At 71.9% G+C, this 18384-nt stretch carries 13 protein-coding genes; 6 read left to right on the plus strand and 7 right to left on the minus strand.

What is annotated here, in order from left to right:
• Positions 1 to 153: 153 nt before the first annotated feature.
• Together ACIBW6_RS17795 and ACIBW6_RS17800 are read left to right on the plus strand one after the other, a co-directional pair.
• The gene (locus ACIBW6_RS17795) at positions 154 to 993 is read left to right on the plus strand and encodes a polysaccharide lyase family 7 protein (protein ID WP_399060486.1); all 840 of its coding nucleotides are present in this window, start codon (positions 154 to 156) and stop codon (positions 991 to 993) included.
• Positions 994 to 1139: 146 nt separating this feature from the next.
• Positions 1140 to 1550 (plus strand): VOC family protein, encoded by a 411-nt coding sequence (locus ACIBW6_RS17800; protein WP_399060488.1) that lies wholly within the window; start codon positions 1140 to 1142, stop codon positions 1548 to 1550.
• Between the two features lie 51 nt (positions 1551 to 1601).
• On the opposite strand, the gene ACIBW6_RS17805 is transcribed toward ACIBW6_RS17800, so the two are convergent.
• Complete coding sequence (locus tag ACIBW6_RS17805; RefSeq protein ID WP_399060490.1) at positions 1602 to 3911, minus strand: Ig-like domain-containing protein; 2310 nt, start codon at positions 3909 to 3911, stop codon at positions 1602 to 1604.
• Positions 3912 to 4512: 601 nt separating this feature from the next.
• Between ACIBW6_RS17805 and ACIBW6_RS17810 the strand changes: the two genes are divergently transcribed.
• Positions 4513 to 7056 carry a discoidin domain-containing protein gene (locus ACIBW6_RS17810; RefSeq protein ID WP_399060492.1) on the plus strand — a complete coding sequence of 848 codons (2544 nt, stop codon included), beginning with the start codon at positions 4513 to 4515 and terminating at the stop codon, positions 7054 to 7056.
• 48 nt (positions 7057 to 7104) lie between these two features.
• Here the strand turns inward: ACIBW6_RS17810 and ACIBW6_RS17815 are convergent, their stop codons facing one another.
• Positions 7105 to 7743, minus strand: a complete 639-nt coding sequence (locus ACIBW6_RS17815; protein WP_399060494.1) for a LysE family translocator — start codon at positions 7741 to 7743, stop codon at positions 7105 to 7107.
• A 113-nt stretch (positions 7744 to 7856) separates the two neighbouring features.
• Between ACIBW6_RS17815 and ACIBW6_RS17820 the strand changes: the two genes are divergently transcribed.
• From ACIBW6_RS17820 to ACIBW6_RS17830, 3 genes are all read left to right on the plus strand, one after another.
• Positions 7857 to 8450, plus strand: a complete 594-nt coding sequence (locus ACIBW6_RS17820) for a CGNR zinc finger domain-containing protein (protein WP_399060496.1) — start codon at positions 7857 to 7859, stop codon at positions 8448 to 8450.
• 79 nt (positions 8451 to 8529) lie between these two features.
• Entirely contained in the window at positions 8530 to 9036 is a 507-nt protein-coding gene (locus tag ACIBW6_RS17825) for a DinB family protein (RefSeq protein ID WP_399060498.1), read from the plus strand.
• A 237-nt stretch (positions 9037 to 9273) separates the two neighbouring features.
• Positions 9274 to 10818 (plus strand): alkaline phosphatase family protein, encoded by a 1545-nt coding sequence (locus ACIBW6_RS17830; protein ID WP_399060500.1) that lies wholly within the window; start codon positions 9274 to 9276, stop codon positions 10816 to 10818.
• Positions 10819 to 10870: 52 nt separating this feature from the next.
• On the opposite strand, the gene ACIBW6_RS17835 is transcribed toward ACIBW6_RS17830, so the two are convergent.
• From ACIBW6_RS17835 to ACIBW6_RS17855, 5 genes are all read right to left on the minus strand, one after another.
• Positions 10871 to 11437 carry a dihydrofolate reductase family protein gene (locus tag ACIBW6_RS17835; RefSeq protein WP_399060502.1) on the minus strand — a complete coding sequence of 189 codons (567 nt, stop codon included), beginning with the start codon at positions 11435 to 11437 and terminating at the stop codon, positions 10871 to 10873.
• On the minus strand, positions 11425 to 12684 hold the full coding sequence (locus tag ACIBW6_RS17840) for a hypothetical protein (RefSeq protein ID WP_399060504.1): 1260 nt from the start codon (positions 12682 to 12684) through the stop codon (positions 11425 to 11427). The genes ACIBW6_RS17835 and ACIBW6_RS17840 overlap by 13 nt, the downstream gene beginning before the upstream one ends.
• A 192-nt stretch (positions 12685 to 12876) precedes the next feature.
• On the minus strand, positions 12877 to 14973 hold the full coding sequence (locus ACIBW6_RS17845; RefSeq protein WP_399060562.1) for a discoidin domain-containing protein: 2097 nt from the start codon (positions 14971 to 14973) through the stop codon (positions 12877 to 12879).
• Positions 14974 to 15242: 269 nt separating this feature from the next.
• Positions 15243 to 17177 carry an ArnT family glycosyltransferase gene (locus ACIBW6_RS17850; protein ID WP_399060506.1) on the minus strand — a complete coding sequence of 645 codons (1935 nt, stop codon included), beginning with the start codon at positions 17175 to 17177 and terminating at the stop codon, positions 15243 to 15245.
• A 112-nt stretch (positions 17178 to 17289) separates the two neighbouring features.
• Positions 17290 to 18369: an NlpC/P60 family protein gene (locus ACIBW6_RS17855; protein WP_399060508.1), complete on the minus strand. Its 1080-nt coding sequence runs from the start codon at positions 18367 to 18369 to the stop codon at positions 17290 to 17292.
• Between the last annotated feature and the right edge of the window lie 15 nt (positions 18370 to 18384).

Here is an 18384-nt window from a genome sequence, read left to right on the forward strand (position 1 = left end):
GGGGCTTCTCGGCCCCGCCAATCCGCGTCTGTGTTCAGCCCCTTGACGCCGCTGGTGCAGACCTTTACGTTCACCGCACGCAGAGTTCATAAGTGAACCCAGCCTTCAGATACATGAACGTCGCCTCGTCGTCTCAGCCTGGAGGAACCCCCCATGAAGAGCACCCGCAGCACGCAGACCCCACAGAGCGCGCAGGGCCCCCGGGGCCCGAAGTCCGCGAAGCGCACCCGTGCGCTCTCCACCGCCACACTCGCCGGCATCGTCGCCGCCCTCACCCTGATCGGCGGACCGAGCGCGAGCGCGGCCGACCCCGGCAAGGCGCCCGGTGGCAACTTCGATCTGTCCGTGTGGCAGTTGCAGGAACCCGTCGGGTCGCCCGGCTCGCCGACCACCATCCCCTCGTCCCGCCTCCAGGGCGCGAACGGCTTCCAGGACGCGTACTTCTACACCGACACCCGTGACGGCGCGATGACCTTCTGGGCGCCGGAGAAGGGCGTCACCACCCCCAACTCGAACTACGCCCGGTCCGAGTTGCGGGAGATGAACCGCAGCGGCAGCGCCGCCAACTGGTCGCTCAGCGGCAGCCACAAGCTGAACGCCACCCTGCGCGTCGTCTCCGTCACCTCGAACGTGTGCGTGGGCCAGATCCACCTCGGCACCGGCGGCAGCTCCACCAAGCCCCTGGTCGAGCTCTACTACCGGTCCAGCGGCGACATCGTGGTGGGCACCGAGAACTCGCCCGCGGGCGGGCAGACGACGCACACGGTCGGGCACGTGGCGGTCGGCAAGACGTGGAGCTACACCATCGCCGTCTCCGGCGGCGACACGCTCGACGTGACCGTCAACGGCAGCACCACGCACTACCCCATACCGTCGTCGTTCTTCCCGTACAAGCAGTACTTCAAGGCGGGTTCCTACAACCAGTCCTCCTCCAGCAGCACCACCAAGGGCGCACGCGTCGCCTTCTACGGGCTCAACGTCGCGCACAGCTGACCCCCGCGGGCCTGACTCGCGCGCCCCCGCCATACGACGACGCGGTGCCGCCGCTCCCGCGGCGCGCGCCGCGTCGTCCGCGTCGCGGCCCGTCCCCGGCGACCGCATAATGCGGCCACGCAGGACCACTGGGAAAGGAACGCGCCGTGACCTCTCGCCTCAACCCGTACATCAGCTTCGACGGTGACGCCCGTCAGGCCTTGGAGTTCTACCAGGACGCGCTCGGCGGGGAGTTGGCGCTGAACACGTTCGGGGAGGCGGGCGCGCCGGGTGCCGAGCAGGTGGCCGACCAGATCATGCACGGCATGCTGGAGACCCCCGCCGGGTTCACCCTGATGGCCGCCGACACGCCGCCCGGCATGGAGTACAAGCCCGGCGACAACATCTCGGTCAGCCTGAGCGGCGACGACGACGCGGAACTGCGCGGCTACTGGGAGAAGCTCTCCGCCGGCGGAACCGTCGCCGTACCCCTGGCCAAGCAGATGTGGGGCGACGTCTTCGGCATGTGCACCGACCGCTTCGGCATCACCTGGATGGTGAACATCACCGGGCAGTGAGGGCGCGTCCGGGCAGCCGCCGCGGCAGCGCCCGGCCGCGCCCCCGCCGCCTCACGTCACCCGCGGCCTGAGCAGGGTGATCCTCGAAGCGCCCTGCTCAGTGACGTACAGCGTGCCTTTGGCGGTGTCCTCCGTGACGTCCAGCGGCTGCTGGAACCCGGTGAAGCCGGTGATGCCCGTCGTCGGCGCCGACAGCTTGCCCTGCGCGTCGACGCCGAACACCTCGATGTCCTGGCCGCTGCTGTAGCGGACCACGAGGAGCCTGCCGCGCAGCGCGCCCCCGAAGGCGCTGCCCCGGTACTCGACGACCCCGTCCGCGGAGGCGTGCAGGCCGGCGTCGTACATGCCGGCCGCGTCCAGGTTGCGGTCGGGCAGGGTGGCCACCGGGTAGCCGGCGACCTCGAAGGGGGTGACGCCCGCCGTGGGGTTGCCGCCGGCGAGCACCCATTCGCAGCGCGCCGGGTTCGGATGTCCGTAGTAGCGGTCCTTCTTGACGTCGAAGACGTAGTCGGTCTCGGCCACCGGGTTGGACGTGATCCCGGGCACGGCCGGCCCCGCGTAGGCCCCGGCCGTCGCCGCGTCGATCCGGCGGGAGCAGGCGGCGGGCAGCGGGGCGGGCGTCGCGGGCGTGTTGCCCCCGGCGGCGGAGCCGTTGGTCGGGGTGTAGAGGTGGCCGTTGCTGTGCCACACCAGGTCGTAGGCGTTGCGGACGCCGGTCGCGTAGAGGGTCAGCGGCGCGCCGGCCGCGTAGGGGTCGTACGTGCCCGGGCTCTCGGTGCGCACGTCGACGGCGCCGGTCGCCGGGAGCCGGGCCGGGTCGAGCCGCAGCACGGCGGCGCTGAGCAGGTGCTCGGGACGGTTGCCCCAGGTCGGATCGGCCGCGCCCATCGCGTTGTTGGCGCCCTGCGTCACGTACAGCGCGCCGTCCGGGCCGAAGGCGAGCGAGTTGGTCTCGTGGTCCTTCACCGAGCGGGGCAGATGGCTGATCACCTCGGTGTACGTGGCGAGGCCCGGCCCGCTCAGCTTGGCGATGCTGCTGGACCAGTCCGGCTCGCTGGGGGTGCCGCCGGCGTACCTGGTGTTGGAGGTGATCCACAGGACCGGGTCGGCCGCCGTGGACGCCGGGTCGAACGCCATCCCGATGACCGAGCGGTCGGGCGCCCCCGGCAGGCCACGGGCCGTCGCGTTCGTGCGGACCGTCGAGATCGTCTCCGCCGCGCCCAGGGTGCCGTCGGCGGCGATGGCGTACCGCATGATGTACCCGTCGAGCGTGGACGCGTACAGCTTCCCGTCGGGTCCTTTGAGCACCGAGGCGAAGCTTCTGCCCGTCGCCGACGTGGCCACCTTGTCGAAGGCGATCGTGCCGCTCCCGCCGCCCGCTCCGGTGGTGAACACCGAGCTCCAGGGCGTGAAGGCCCGCCCGTCCAGGTCCCGGGCGCCGCTGGTGACGGCGAAGCGGTAGCGGGTGTTCGCCTTGAGGCCGGTGGTCGGCGACAGGTTGATGACGTCGCCGCCACCGCTGGTGAGCACGTGGGCGGGGACGGCCGCCCCGGTCGCCGACTCCGTGAGGGTGACCGTGCCGGAGGTGAGGGTCGCCGCGTCGACGCCCGGGCCCACCAGGCGCAGGTCCGCCACGACACTGCCGGTCGGTGCCGCACCGGTCGCCGTGTTCGCCGGGGTCACCGTCCGCACCTCGGGGTGCGCCGCCGCGTCCGCGAGCGGGGCGACGGTCACGTACGCGAGCTTCGTGTTGCTCCCGCCGAGCGGACTGATCGTCAACCGGCCGTCCGTCACGGTCGGTTGGACCGTGCTGGTGCGGTAGCGGGACGCGGCGGTGGGGACGAAGCCGTCGACCGCGTTCTGGTTCTCGACCTGGAGCGCGTGGGTGCTGTCCACACTCGTGGCGTCGCCGACGGCGACCGTCACCGTGTAGGTGCCGTTCGGTACGGCGATCTCCCACCGGCCCGGCGTCTTCACCCCGGCCGACGACGCGGGCAACTGCATGTGCACGAAGGTGGCGAGGAGCCGGTCCGGCTCGGCGGTGCCCCGGTCCCGGCCGTTGCCGGTCAGGTCGAGCGGGGTGCTGTCCGCCGACCCCACCCAGCCGTAACTGAGACCGGTGCCCTGACCAGGGCCGGTACGGGCCCCGTAAGCCTGCCCGTAGTCAAGCGAGTAGCCGCTCACCGGCACCGTGGTCGCGGTACCGAAGTCGATCTTCGCCGCGAAGGAGGTGTCCGCGTGGGCCGGGCCGGGGGCCACCAGCCAGGCCCCGATGACGGACACGGCGAGCAGAAAGCGCGCCGCGCGGGGTGCCGGCCCGCTGCGTGCGGGGCCGCGTCTTCGGAAGCGTAAGACGGTCATGGTCTTCTCCTGTCGGGACCTGTCGGGAGAGGAGCGCGCGCCCCGGGCGTGCCGCGGCGTGCTGCCTGACGTGCCGTGATTCGGTCGAGAGGGGACACAGCGGCCTGCCGCCTCCCGGGCGGGAGTGGCTGCCGGGTCCTCCGTGTGCCGGTGCCGGAGGAGCCCGCTACCGCGTCCGGGGCTTTGTCGTGCCCATGGTTGCCCCGGGGGCAGCGGTCCAAGCGGCGGTCGCGTCGCACCCGCCCCCGACGGATGGGCCGCCTCCCGCGGCGACCCCCTCGACCTGCCGGGCTGCGGGGAACCCCCGCCTCCGCCGGGCCAGGTGGAGCGCGATGGGCACGACATCTGCGGACACAGCTCCTACTGACGGGGTATCAGGGCAGCTGCGCCCGCGCGCCGTCGCGTACTACGGCGTCCGGTCCCAGACCGTTCCACACCCTGACCCCGCCCCGAGCGCCGCAGGAACAGGGGAGGGGCTGGATCGCGCGGCACCGAGGCGCGCACGACGGCCGATCGGTTTGCGGACGCCCTTTACACCGTCGCGCCCGATGGGCATGGTCATGCCCTCATCGGCGCGGACGCGCACCTCCGGGGGGACCTCATGCTGACTCGCCTGTTCAGGCCTGTTCCGTACGGCCGGCTCAGATCCACCGGGCTCATCGCCCTGGCGCTCGCCGCCGTCGTCGCCGCGCTGCTGCCGCTGACCGGCGGCGGCCAAGCCACCGCGGCCATCGGCGCCGGCCCCGGCGGAGCCCCGGATCCGCGCCACCCCATGGCGGCGCCGCACGAGCCCGTGGTGCCGGCCGACGCCGTGGAGCCCTCCGCGCCCGTCCTGCCCCGGGACGGCTGGACCGCGACCGCGAGCGACGAGGAGACGGCGGCCGAGAACGGACGCGCCGCCAACGTGCTCGACGGCAGCACCGCCACCATCTGGCACAGCAAATGGAGCGGCACCGCCGCGCCCCTGCCCCACACCCTCACCGTCGACATGCACCGCACGGCGGTCGTCTCCGCCCTCGTGTACCAGCCGCGCACCACCAACGCCAACGGCCGGGTGGGGTCCTACGCCATCCACCTGAGCGCCGACGGGACCACCTGGGGCGCCGCCGTCGCCTCCGGCACCCTCGGCGACGACGCCACGGCCAAGACCCTGAGCTTCGCGGCGCAGGGCGCCCGCTACGTGCGGCTCACCGCGACCAGCGAGGCCGGCGGCCGCGGCCCCTGGTCGGCCGCCGCCGAGATCAACCTCCTGGGCGACCCCGGCTCGCCCGCCTCCGTGGTCGACCTGGCGCGCACGGGCTGGACCGCGACGGCCAGCGACCAGGAGACCGCGGCGTCGTCGGGCGTCGCCGCCAACGTCCTCGACGGCGACCCGGACACCCTGTGGCACAGCCGGTACTCCGGCACCGCCCTGCCCCTGCCGCACAGCATCACCATCGACATGAAGAGCGCCCGCGCGGTCTCGGCCCTCACGTACCAGCCCCGCAGGTCCGGCGGCAACGGCCGGATCGGCGCCTACACCGTCACGACCAGCACGGACGGCACCACATACGGGACGCCCGTCGCCACCGGCACCTGGAAGGACGACGACACCGTCAAGGGAGCCACCTTCTCCCGCACCGTCACCGCCCGGTACGTACGGCTGACGGCCACCACCGAGGCGGGCCGGCGCGGGCCCTGGTCCTCGGCGGCGGAGATCCGCCTCAGCGCCCCCGCGAACCCGGCGACCGCCGGTTCCTGGGGCCGGGTCACCGGCTTCCCCCTGGTGCCCGTGGCCACCGCCCTGCTGCCCGGCAACAAGCTGCTGGCCTGGTCCGCGTACGGCGTCGACCGCTTCGGCGGGAGCAACGGCTACACCCAGACCGCGATCATGGACCTCGGCACCGGCGCCGTCACGCAGCGGCGCGTCGACAACACCCGGCACGACATGTTCTGCCCCGGCATCGCGGTCCTGGGGGACGGCCGGGTCCTGGTCACCGGCGGCAGCAACGCCGAACGGGCCAGCCTCTACGACCCCGCCACCGACACCTGGTCCGCCACGAGCGACATGAACATCGCCCGCGGCTACCAGGCCATGACCCTGCTCTCCACCGGCGACGCCTTCGTCCTCGGCGGGTCCTGGAGCGGCGGCCGGGGCGGCAAGGACGGCGAGGTCTGGTCGGTGGCGACCGGCACCTGGCGCACCCTGCCCGGCGTACCGGTCACCACCACCATGACCGCCGACCCGGCGGGCCCCTACCGCGCCGACAACCACCAATGGCTGCACGCCACTTCGGGCGGCCGGGTCCTGCAACTGGGACCCAGCAAGCAGATGAACTGGATCTCCACACAGGGCGACGGCTCGGTCACCGCCGCCGGGACGCGCGCCGACAGCGCGGACGCCATGAACGGCAACGCCGTCGCCTACGACATCGGCAAACTGCTCACGCTGGGCGGCGCGAGCGCCTACGAGAACACGACGGCCACCCGGCGCGCGTACACCGTCGACCTGAACGGCGGCGGCACGCCGGTCGCCGCGCGCACCGGCGACATGGACTTCGCCCGCTCCTTCAGCAACAGCGTGGTCATGCCGGACGGCAAGGTCGCCGTGTTCGGCGGGCAGTCCTACCCGGTCCCGTTCAGCGACGCGACCTCCTCGCTCACCCCGGAGATCTGGGACCCGGCGACGGGCCGGTTCACCCGCATGGCGAGTATGGCCGTGCCGCGCAACTACCACAGCGTGGCGAACCTGCTGCCTGACGGTCGCATCTTCTCCGGCGGCGGCGGCCTGTGCGGCGACTGCGCCACCAACCACGCGGACGGCGCCGTCTTCACCCCGCCCTACCTCCTCGACGCCGACGGCACCGAACGCACCCGCCCGGCCCTCACCGGAACCGTCCCCGCGCGCGTCGCCCACGGCGCGACCGTCCCCGTGACCACGGACTCCGAGGTCACCTCGTTCGCCCTGGTGCGCGCGGGCGCGGCCACCCACTCCACGGACAACGACCAGCGCCGCGTCCCCCTGACCTTCACCCGCACGGGCCCGGCCTCCTACACCCTCGACATCCCCACCGACCCGGGCGTGGCGCTGCCCGGTACCTATCTGCTCTTCGCGCTGGACGCGGCAGGCGTGCCGAGCAAGGCGCGGATGGTGCGGGTGGGGTGAGGGCGAGGCGCCGGACTCCCACGCGTACGGGAGTCCGGTGCGGGTCCCTCAGGCCAGCGCCGCGCTCAGCGCGTCCTGGAGGAGGAAGGCCGCGAGCGCGGCGAACGTGGCCCCGGCGACCGCGTTCACCGCGGCGGCCGTGCGGCGGCCCCGCAGCAGCCCCTGGCCCAGGCGGCCCGCGCAGAGGCCGATGGCGCTGTCCCAGAGGAGGCCCGTCATCAGGAAGATCAGGCCGAGGGTGAGCAGTTGCAGCCAGAGCGGGCCGTGGCCCGGGCTGGTGAAACGGGGGAGGAACGCGGCGAAGAAGAGGACCGTCTTCGGGTTGAGCAGGTTGGTCAGGACCGCCCGGCGCAGGACCTGACGCCCCGGCGGCGTCCCGGGCGCCGGCGCGGGGGCCGCCCGGGCCGAACGGATCGTGGTCACGGCCAGCCGGGCGAGGTAGAGGCCCCCGGCCAGTTCCACCAGCAGCAACAGTGTGGGAGTGGAGCCGAGCAGGACGGCAAGGCCGAGCGCGGCGGCGGTCACGTGCACGGCCATGCCAAGCGCCATGCCGCCGGCGGAGACCAGTCCGGCCCGCGGGCCGCGCTCCAGGGCCACGGCCACGATGTACGCGGCATCGGGCCCGGGAGCGACGGTGATGACGGCGACCGCTGCCAGATAGGCCGGCAGGAGAGCGAGGTCCAACACGACAGCCTCCGGAGCCCGTGGGGGACGTAACGCATATAAGCTCGTTAGTACGTTACCGAGGTGGAGGCGCCCTGGCAACGCATAGGTGGGCGTTAACGCGTTACGCTGGACTCATGGCGATCACGGTCACGGACATCCCGCTGGAGACGCTGACGCGGCTGGTCAACGGCTGGGGCACCCTGCCGCGCCAGGAAGACGGCCGGGGCGGCGACCCGCACCTGCCCGCCTCCGGCATCGCCGCGGAGTTGGCGCTGCCCCCGCGCGTGAGCGCCGCACTGACCGCGGACGTGCTCGCCGACGCCGCGGACACGCTGCACGCGGTCTTCTCCGCGCCGGACGCCGAGGCGGGCGCACGGGTGCTGACGCGCCTGCTGTCCGGCACCGGCGTCCGGCCCGTCGTGGACGTCGACGCCACCGGAACGCTCCGCGCGGCCTGGAGCGTCGACGACGAACGCGACGCTCCGCTCGCGGCGGCGGCGATCACCTTGCGCCAGTACGTCGCCGCGCACGGGTTCGCCCGCATCGGGATCTGCACGGGGGGCCGCTGCGCCGACGTCTACGTGGACCAGTCGCCGGGCGGACGGCGCCGCTTCTGCTCGGTGACCTGCCAGAACCGGGCCCGGGTGGCGGCGTTCCGCAGTCGCCGCGCGGCGGCGTCCGGCGGGGCGCGGCCGGTGCCGGAGGCCCAGCCGGGAGTGGGGGAGTGAGGGGGTTGGGGGACGCGCGCGAACCCGGCCGCCGTAAATGCCTCGACAGCCGCCGTCATGATCGGGGACGCTTCGCGCGATGACCAGACTCAATGACACACCGCCCGCGTGGGACGAGCGCTCCCAGCTCACCACGTTCCTCGACTACGCCCGGGACACGGCCCGCGCCAAATGCCAGGGGGTCTCCGAGGAGAACGCCCGCAAGGCGCTCCTGCCGCACTCGCCCCTGATGACGATGAGCGGACTGATCAACCACCTCCGCTGGGTCGAGTACCACTGGTTCCAGGTGATCTTCCTCGGCGAGGAGGATCACGGCCCGTGGACGGACGAGGACCCCGACCGCGAGATGCGGATCGCCGTCGACTTCCCGCTCGCGCAGCTGCTCGACGAGTACGCCGAACACAGCGCTCGCTACCGCGAGTTGGTCGCGGGGAGAAGTCTGGACGAGCGGTCCGTGGGAACCGTCCGCGGCGGTCTCCACGTCGACCTGCGCTGGATCCTGCTCCACCTCACCGAGGAAACGGCCCGCCACAACGGCCACTTGGACATTCTGCGCGAGATGCTCGACGGGGCGACGGGGAGCTAGGGCGGCCCGCGCCGGATTCCGGCGCGGGCCGAGCCACTCCTGGTGCAGGCGAGTCCAGGGGGCGATGACGAATGTCCATGGCAATTCGCGCTCACGTCACCAGAAGATAACGGGTCTGGCCCAAAGTCCCTGTGAACTCGACGGCGTCGCACCCCGCGACGCCCCTTCACGCCCCCGCACGCCCGCACCCGTCGCATCCGTCCGCGCCCATCTGTGCCCCGTCCCCGGAGGAACCGCATGTCGCGTCACACGCCCGGCATCTCCCGCCGCTCGCTCCTCATCGGCACCGCCACCGTCTCCGCCGCTGTCGCCCTGACCGCCGTCCCGGCAGCCGCGTCCGCCGCGCCCGGCACAGCCCCCGCCTCCACCGCGTCCGCTGCCGCGAAGACCCCCAAGGTCCTCGTCATCGGGCTCGACGGCACCCTGCTCAGCCGAGTCAAGGACGCCGACGCGCCCCGCCTGAAGGCGCTGATGGCGGCCGGCCTGACCGCGCCCAGCTCCCTCTACGCGGACCCGCTCGCCCCCACCCTGTCCGGCCCCGGCTGGTCGACGCTCCTCACCGGGGTCTGGCCCGACAAGCACAACGTGAAGGACAACAACTTCACCGGCCACAAGTTCGCCCAGTACCCGGACTTCCTGACCCGCGTCGAGACGGCGAAGCCGAACCTGTCGACGTACGCCGTCTCCTCCTGGGCGCCGCTCACCGACACCGTGTTCTCCGCGAAGGTCGACACCCGCGTCTCCACGCCGGGCGCCGAGTACGACACCGGCACCACGAGCCGCGCGGTGGCGCAGCTGCGGACGGCGAACCCCGACGCGGTCTTCGTCCAGCTCGACAACGTCGACCACGCGGGGCACTCCTACGGGGCCGCCAGCCAGCAGTACCTCGACGCCATCCACGGCGTCGACGGCCAGGTCGGCCAGCTGGTCGACGCCCTCAAGTCCCGTACCACGTACGGAGCCGAGGACTGGCTGATCCTGGTGACGGCCGACCACGGGCACACCGACCCGGGCGGCCACGGCGGCTCCACGTGGCAGGAGCGGCAGACGTTCATGATCGCGGTCGGTGCCACGGCGGCGGCCGGCTCCACCCGCCACGACGTCAAGATGCCCGACATCGCGGCCAGCGCCCTCGCCCACCTCGGTGTCGCCATCGATCCGGCCTGGGGACTGGACGGCCGCCCGATCCAGCAGCCGAGCCCCGACGACTTCGACAGCCTGCGCGCCAGGCTCACCGGGCCCGTCGACGAGACGGGCATCGGCGCGGGCGTCATCGGCTTCACGCACACCCCGCCGAGCGGCTGGTCCGTCGACAACTCCGCGATGGGCACCGGCGGCGTGAGCGAGTGGCGCGGCTGGACCTTCACCACGGACGAGTTCTGGACCAAGGCCGAACGCGGCCAGCAGCGCGAGTCCAACATCCGTGCCCGGAACGTCTTCGCGGTCGCCGACGGCGACGAATGGTCCGACAAGAGCGTCTCGGGCACCTTCGACTCCACGCTCGTCAGCCCCGACTTCCCCGTCACCGGCGGACGCCGGGCCACCCTCACGTACGCCACCTTCTACCGGCAGGAGGCACCGCAGCGCGGCGAGGTGCTCGTCTCCTACGACGGCGGGACCCCGGTGACGGTCAAGACCTACACGGCGGACACCTCGTCCCGCGTCGAGAACCTCACCCTCCAGGTGCCCGCCGGGGTGAGCCGGGCGAAGGTCCGCTTCCGCTACACCGGGGGCAACAACTGGTACTGGACGGTCGACGGGGTCAGGATCAGCCAGAGCTGAGCGGGCCGGACCGAGCGGGCCGGGGCGCCGGGCGTCGCCGTACGGGCGCCGCTCAGCGCCTCGTCTCGTACCGGGTCAGGACCACCCCGCCGGGAAAGGTCCGCGTCTCCACCAGGTTCAGGTTCACCCAGTCGTCAAGACCCGTGAAGAACGGCGTGCCGCCGCCCACCAGAACCGGGTGGGCGGCGATCTGGTACTCGTCGATCAGCCCGGCCCGCATGGCCGCCCCGGCGAGCGTGGCGCCGCCGATGCTCAGGGGGCCGCCGTCCCCGGCCTTGAGCCGGGTGATCTCGGCGAGCGCGTCGCCGGTGACCAGCCGGGCGTTCCAGTCGACCTTGTCGATCGTCGAGGAGAACACCACCTTCGGCGTCTCCCGCCAGTTCCGCGCGAACGCGATCTCCGCGGCGGTGGCGCCCGGCTGCTGGTCGCCGGTCGGCCAGTACGAACTCATCGTCTCCCAGAGCTTGCGCCCGTACAGCGTCAGGCCGCTCGCCTGCTCGTGCTCCAGCCACCACTGGAACAGCTCGTCACTCGGCGGCCCGCTCCAGCCGATGTCGTCACCGGGCGCGGCGATGTAGCCGTCCAGGGTCAGGTTCATCCCGTAGATCAGTTTCCGCATGGCGCAGCCTCTCGGTCCGTGGGTGCCATCAACAGCTTGGCACCGCTTGCGCTGTGTCGAGCTTCGTATACACCGCAGGCACCCACGTGCCGCCCTCTATCCGGTACCAGGTGGTGGAACGAGGATCCGGCACCGTCGTCGGTCCACGCCACGCGCGCGGGGATGCCGCTCCTCGCACTGGGCGGGAGCGAACCGGGCGAGACCGAGGGGAAGTCGACGGCGAACGTGGCCGTAGCGGATTCCCCCGTCGCGTTGTCCTTGATTCGCATCTTGTATGTGCCATTGGGAAGCGAGTTGAGGCAATTCCACTTGCTGTTGACGGTGCCGTTCTCGTTCACCGTTCCGACAGTGCCGTCCAGAGGATACGGCTTGCCGTCGGGATAAGAGACGCTCACTGTGTACGGCTGCCCTGGGGTGAAGCCGCCCGATATCACGCTCAGGGGGGAGTTCATCGTCTCCTCCGTGCAGTTGCCCCTGACGGAGATATGCGGTTTCTTCGCGGACTCCGAGGAACGAGACGTCTCGGACGGGGAATGCGTTGGTGACGCGGACGGGTGAGGGCCGTTGTTCTTGTCGTCCTCGGCATCCCCGCCCCGGAACAGGGCCACGATCGACACGATCAGAGAGGCGATGGTGACGACGAGGAGAATCGCGCTGATGCGGTCGGCACGATTCCACGGTGTCCAGGCCCCTGGGTCAAATGTCACGGATGACTTGAGCTGCCACTGGCCGTACCATCGCAGTCCCGCCGTGGCCGCCAGTGAGAACGTGGCGAGCGCGGCCACGAGGGTGCGGTGAGACGGCCAGGCGAACCAGAGGGAAACGGCGGCCAGTACCTCGACGAGCAGCGCCCAGGGCGAAGACCTGGCTACCAGCGAGGAGAACCGGGCATGGCGCGCCTCTGTCACGTCTCCCAGCAGATTGCCGACGTCTGCTGTGAGGCCGGCCGGGAAATGACCGTCACCGGTCGCAGACCATCTGACCCCGCTCTTGTCGAGGACGAAGTCGGCGCTTTTGTCTCCCTCGCTGACGTCGATGCGCAGATTGTCCGTGGCGCCTGGCTTGCGTGCCGCGTTCCATGCGACCGCGAGGGACGACTGCGTGTAGGTGTTTCCGCGCCGGACGATGGTGAATTCCCGCTGGGCCGTCGGCGAGAAAGACGACGTGATCGAGTCCGCGATGGCCTCGGCGTCACTCTTCTTGATCCTGCAGCCGTGGGACAGACGCCCAGGAACGGTTTGGGGCATGTGTAGGTGCCTCTCGCTTCAGGCGCCGCGCGTTGATCGCCGAGCGCGGCTGCACGGACCGCAGACGCAGGTTAGCCGCGAAGCTGGGCGTGGGGCTCTCTCTTTCGCCGCATCGCACCCGATCTGTGATCCATGAGTGCATGGCGCGGCGGGCCACCCCGAGGTGACCCGCCGCGCCCCGAGACCGAGGCCCTACTGCGACACGCGCACGTAGTCGACCAGCATCTTCTGCGGGAAGACGGTCGAGGCGTCGGGGGCGCCCGGCCAGTCACCGCCCACCGCGTTGTTGAGGATCATGTAGAAGGGGTGGTCGTAGACCCAGGGCCCCTTCGTGGTCTCCAGGGTGGAGCGCGCGACGGTGAAGAAGGCGTTGCCGTCGACCGAGAACGTCATGTGGCTGGAGTCCCAGTCCAGCGCGTAGGTGTGGAAGGCGGACGAGAAGTCGCTGCCGGCGATCTGGTACGGCGAGCCGTAGCCGCCCGCGCCGTTGTAGGCGGGGGCGTGGAGCGTCGAGTAGACCGTGTCGGGGACCTTGCCGATGTGCTCCATGATGTCGATCTCGCCGCTGGCGGGCCACGGCGTGCCGGTCTTGAAGTTCGAGCCGAGGAGCCAGAAGGCGGGCCACAGCCCCTGGGTGCCGGTCACCTTGATCCGCGACTCGACGTGCCCGTACGTGAAGTTGAAGTGGTCGGAGGTGTTGATGCGGCCGGAGGTGTACTGGCAGGTCGTCGAGCCCGACAGCGGGTCCCGCGGGCAACTGGACCCGGGTGTGACCTCCTTGCGGGCCTCGATGACGAGGTTGCCCGCGCCGTCCATCGTGGTGTTCCTGCCGTTCGTGTAGTACTCCAGCTCACCGTTGACGCCCGGTCCGGTGTCCTGGGTCCACTTCGACGAGTCCGGGGTGGTGCCGGTCGCGGTGTTGAACTCGTCCTGGAACACCGTGCGTTGCGGGTTGCCGGGGTTCGGCGGGTCGGCGGGCGGGGCGGTCGGGGCGCCGCCGGTGCCGAAGACGTCGAAGGTCCACAGGGAGTAGCCGTACGCGGTGCCGCGCGCCGTTCCGTACATGCGCACGTAGCGGCCGGTGCCGTTCACGTCGAGGGTCTGCTTGAAGCCCTTGCTGGTGGTGGTCGAGTAGACGTCGGTCCAGTTCGTGTTGTCGGAGGACACCTGGATCTTGTACGCGCTCGCGTAGGCCGGGTCCCATTGGAGGACGACCTGGGTGACGTGTGCGCTCGCGCCGAGGTCGACGGTGATCCACTGGGGATCGCTCCAGCCGCTGCCCGCGGCGGTGGCCCAGCGGGTCGCCGGGTCGTGATCGACCGCCTTGGCCGGGGTGCAGCCGCCGCACTGCGCGTCGTCCTGCTGACTGGAGGCGGTGGCGGGCTTCTTGTAGGAGAGCAGGACGGCGTTCCCGTTGTCCGGCGGTGTCGTCCCGGTGGTGAAGACCTGGAACTCCCACAGCGAGTAGCCGTACTGCGTGGCGCGGGCGGTCCCGTACATGCGCACGTAGCGGCCGGAGCCGGTCAGGGTGAGGAGCTCGGTCGCGCCCGCGCCGGCCGAGGTCTGGTAGACGGTGGTCCAGGTGGTGCCGTTGTCCGAGACCTGGATCTGGTACGCCTTGCCGTAGGCGGACTCCCAGCTGAGCTGGACGCCGCAGATGCTCTGCTTCGTACCGAGGTCGACCTGGAGCCACTGCGGGTCGGACGCGGCGCTCGACCAGCGGGTGGCGTTGTTGCCGTCGACGGCGGCCGATGGCGGGGTGCCGCCGTTCTCGGTGGAGGAGGCGGTGGCGGTCTTGTTCAGCGCGGCGTTGGTGGTCGAGCAGCCGGTGCCGCCGCCGCCCGCGGTGCCGTACACCTGGAACTCCCACAGCGAGTAGCCGTACTGCGTGGCGCGGGCGGTCCCGTACAGGCGCACGTAGCGGCCGGTGCCGTTGACGGTCAGGGTCTGGGTGCCGCCGGTGGCCGTGGTCGTGGAGTAGATGTCCGTCCACGTGGTGCCGTCGGCCGATGTCTGGATCTTGTACGTCTTCGCGTAGGCGGCTTCCCAGTTGAGGACGATCTGGCCGACGGTGGCGGTGGCGCCGAGGTCGACCTGGAGCCATTGCGGGTCGGACGCCCCGCTGGACCAGCGGGTTCCGTTGTCGCCGTCGACCGCCGCGGACGCGGGCGTACCGGCGTTCTCGGTGGACGACGCGGTCGCCGGCTTTCCCTGTGACAGCAGGGTGCCGGCGGCCTGGGCGGGTGCCTGGACCAGGGCCAGGAAGCAGGTCGCCAACAGCGCGGTCACGAGGGCGAACAGGGGGATGCGGGCCGTTCTTCGGGTCGAGTGGTGCGGGGGTCTTCCACTCACGACGTCTCCTGCGGGTAGGTCGCCGAAATGAGAGAGCGCTCTCCAGTCGGACCGATGGTGCGGCGTCGCCGTGTACCCGTCAAGACTTTGAACGCAGAGCGGTACGGGAGCCGCCTCGCGGAGCGAACCGCGTTCAGAGGATGAAGCCTCGCCGGGGACCCGGACGACGGCGAGAAGGCCGTGGTCCGGACCGGACGGACGTCACCTCACTTCGGGGCCGCGCAGTCGTAGAGGGTGAAGCTGCCGTCGGTGCGGAGCCCATAGGCGGTGGGCCGGACGCGGGAGCAGTGGGACTTCACCCAGGTGGTGGCGGGCGTGGTGGCGCGCCGGCTGGTGAGCAGCGCGTACCGCAGCTGGTGGGTGGTGACGAGGTCGCCGAGCTGCTGCGCGGTCGGGAACGGGGTGAGGCCGGTGAAACCGCCCATCACCAGGACGGGTTCGGACTGCGCGCGCAGCAGGGGCTCGGCGGTGTAGGCGGCCTGGGTGGCGAGCAGGTACTTCTCGCCGTGACGGCGCGAGGTCAGGTAGTCGAGCAGGGCGGTGTCGCGGGGGCTGGGCCGGTCGAGCCCCTTCCTGCGCGGAGCGCGACGGGGATGCTCGTCGTACGACTTGCCGACCGGACCGGCCATCGGCGAGGTGGTGGCGCCCGCGTAGAGCGGGTCGAGGCTGGAGACGGCCCAGCCCGCCGGTACGACCAGGACGGCCGCCACCCCGGCGGCGAGGGCGGCAGGGATCAGCCGCGGGGAGGTGCGCGGTCCGCGGCTGCACAGGCCCACCACGCCGCACAGCGCGAGCATCACGGCGACCGGCAGCAGCCAGGGGAGGAACCGGGTCGGCCAGTCCAGGACCAGCGCCCACAGGACCGTCGCCGCGATCACCGCCGGCAGCACCAGGTGCCGCCGGTCGGGCGCGGGGTGCTGTGTCTTCTCCTCCGTCTCGTACCGTGCCTCGTACTCCGACCGGAAGAGCGCGAGCCCGCCACCGGTCAGCGCGGCGATCGCCGGGGCGATGACGGCCGTGTAATAGGGGTGATTGCCGTTGGAGACGCTGAACACCATGATGTGCACGGCCAGCCAGCCGCCCCAGAGCAGAAATCCCGCGCGCGAGGGGTCGGTTCGCGGCTGACGGACGCGCCGCCTGATGCCCAGGGCGGCGGCGGTCACGGCGAGCGGCAGCAACCAGGCGATCTGCGGTCCGATCGTGTGGTTGATGATCATGTCCCAGCCGGTGTTGCCGCTGGTGCGGCTCGCGGCGGTGCCCGGGACGGCGCCGAACGCGGTGGGATCGCTGCCGAACCGGCTCAGGCCGTTGTAGCCGAAGACCAGGGCGAACGGATCGTTGCCGGACGTCCCGTCGAAGTACGGGTGGTCGGCCGCCGGGGTCACCCAGGCGATCAGCATCCAGGAGCAGGAGACCGCGAACGCGACCGCGCCGGCCAGCAGGACGCGCACCGCCCGCTTCGCCACCGTGCCGGGTGCGACGAACAGGTACACGGCGGCGAAGACCGGCAGCACCACCCACGCCTGCAGCATCTTCGCCTGGAAGGCGAGACCCACCCAGACCCCGCAGGTGATCAGCGGCAGCAGCCGCTCGGTGCGCACCGCCTTCTGCAGGGCTCCGGCCGCCGCCACCAGGAGCAGGGTGAGCGCGGTGTCCGGAATGGTGGCGCGGTTGAGGGCCACGGTGACCGGGGTGAGAGTGAGCGCCAGCGCGGCGATCAGCGCGGCGAACGGACCGGCCCAGGCCCGGACGATCCGGTGCAGCAGCCAGACGGTGAGCACACCCTCGACGACCTGCGGGAGCGCGGCCGCCCAGGTGTGCGGGCCGAAGAGCCAGACGGAGACGGCGTCCGGCCAGAAGGCGCCGGGCAGTTTGTCGAGGCTGATCGAACCGGAGGTGTCGAGCCCGCCGAAGAAGAACGCTCGCGGGCTGCCGGCCATCGAGCGGATCGCCGCGCCGTAGAAGGGGTGGAGCGCGGCGTGTCCCAGGCCCCAGGAGTACAGCGCCGTGGCGACGGCCAGGACCGCGGCGAGCGCCGGGCGCTCCCAGCGCGGGGCGTCCGCCGGGCGTCCGGAGCGGTGGGCCGCCGCCCGACGGCCGCGCCGGGCTCCGGTGGGCTTGACGGCGGGTATGGCGGTCATGGCAGTGTTCCTCGGTCAGCAGGTCGGTCAGATGGGGCGGTGGCGTCGCACGCGCGGTCGGGTCGGGCGCGCGGTCGGGGCGCCGCGGCGGCGTCGGACGCACGCGCCGGGGTCACAGCCGGCGCGCCGCCCGGAACCCGCGGGCGTAGAAGTCGGTGCCGTCCAGCAGCGAGCGGCCCGACAGGTCGCCCAGGGTCGGTCCGTTGGCGGCGGAGCGACTGGAGTAGAAGCGGTGCCGGCCCTGGTCGTCCAGGCCCATGTACATGCCGCAGTGGTCGATGAAGTCCGGCCGGTCCTTGATGATGGCGAAGAAGACCAGGTCGCCGGGTTGCAGGACACCGAGGTCGGTGGCCTGGTCCCGCCCGGTGTGGGGGATCACCAGACGGCCGGGACCGTGGGCGGCGATGGCGAAGGCGCGGCGCGGCAGGCCGGCGCCCTGGGTGTTGGTGTTGTGCAGGGGGATGCCCATGCGGTAGCCCCACACCAGACGCTGGAAGCCGGAGCAGTCGACATCGCCGTAGCGGGCCCGCTCCGGCTGCGCACGCGAACCGTCCGGGAACGTCCATTCCGTGCCCAGATAGTCGTAGAAGTCGGACTGCTCGTCGTGGTAGGCGAAGTCCAGGGGGTTGTCGACCTCGGCGTTGCGCGGGCCGAAGTGCGCGGTGCCGGCGATGCGCAGGCCGTCGGCGTTGTGCTTGGCGGGCGCTCCGGCGCTGCTGTACTGGAACGCCACGGCGAAGACGTCCGGGCTGTTGTCGCCGAGCGTCTTGCGGAACCAGTCCTTGAACCAGGCGGACTTCTCGTCGCCCCGCTTCCAGGCGTGCGGCAGCACCCGGACCCAGGCGTCGGTGGTCACCGTGGCCTCGGTGGTGCGCGGCTCGCTGAAGGTGCGGCTGGCGCCGGTGAGGACGGCCGTACGGGCCCCGTCGGTGAACGTGGCGAGCGTGCCGCCGTCGTCGGCGCGGACCACGGTGCGGCCGGGGGCGGACAGCCGCTCGAAGGTGTGGGTCCCGGTGGCCGCGGCGGTCCCGGCGCCCGGGCCGGAGTGCGCGCCCGCCGAACCGTCGCCGTCGGACTTCATACGGTCCCAGGCGAAGCCGCCCGCCGCTCCGGCGGCCGCCACGCCCGCGATCGTCCGGATGACGTTACGGCGAGTGGGGCCGGTTTGCCTGCCGTCTGGTGCGGAGTGCATGGCCGATCCTCCTGG

The sequence above is a fragment of the Streptomyces sp. NPDC049813 genome, from assembly GCF_044465085.1.
Taxonomy (GTDB): domain Bacteria; phylum Actinomycetota; class Actinomycetes; order Streptomycetales; family Streptomycetaceae; genus Streptomyces.

Excerpts from the sequence above, each read along its gene's own strand:
- ACIBW6_RS17830 (WP_399060500.1), top strand. The coding sequence starts at position 9,274 with ATGTCGCGTCACACGCCCGGCATCTCCCGCCGCTCGCTCCTCATCGGC.
- ACIBW6_RS17835 (WP_399060502.1), bottom strand. The coding sequence starts at position 11,437 with ATGCGGAAACTGATCTACGGGATGAACCTGACCCTGGACGGCTACATC.
- ACIBW6_RS17850 (WP_399060506.1), bottom strand. The coding sequence starts at position 17,177 with ATGACCGCCATACCCGCCGTCAAGCCCACCGGAGCCCGGCGCGGCCGT.
- ACIBW6_RS17820 (WP_399060496.1), top strand. The coding sequence starts at position 7,857 with ATGGCGATCACGGTCACGGACATCCCGCTGGAGACGCTGACGCGGCTG.
- ACIBW6_RS17805 (WP_399060490.1), bottom strand. The coding sequence starts at position 3,911 with ATGACCGTCTTACGCTTCCGAAGACGCGGCCCCGCACGCAGCGGGCCG.
- ACIBW6_RS17840 (WP_399060504.1), bottom strand. The coding sequence starts at position 12,684 with ATGCCCCAAACCGTTCCTGGGCGTCTGTCCCACGGCTGCAGGATCAAG.
- ACIBW6_RS17810 (WP_399060492.1), top strand. The coding sequence starts at position 4,513 with ATGCTGACTCGCCTGTTCAGGCCTGTTCCGTACGGCCGGCTCAGATCC.
- ACIBW6_RS17825 (WP_399060498.1), top strand. The coding sequence starts at position 8,530 with ATGACCAGACTCAATGACACACCGCCCGCGTGGGACGAGCGCTCCCAG.
- ACIBW6_RS17855 (WP_399060508.1), bottom strand. The coding sequence starts at position 18,369 with ATGCACTCCGCACCAGACGGCAGGCAAACCGGCCCCACTCGCCGTAAC.
- ACIBW6_RS17795 (WP_399060486.1), top strand. The coding sequence starts at position 154 with ATGAAGAGCACCCGCAGCACGCAGACCCCACAGAGCGCGCAGGGCCCC.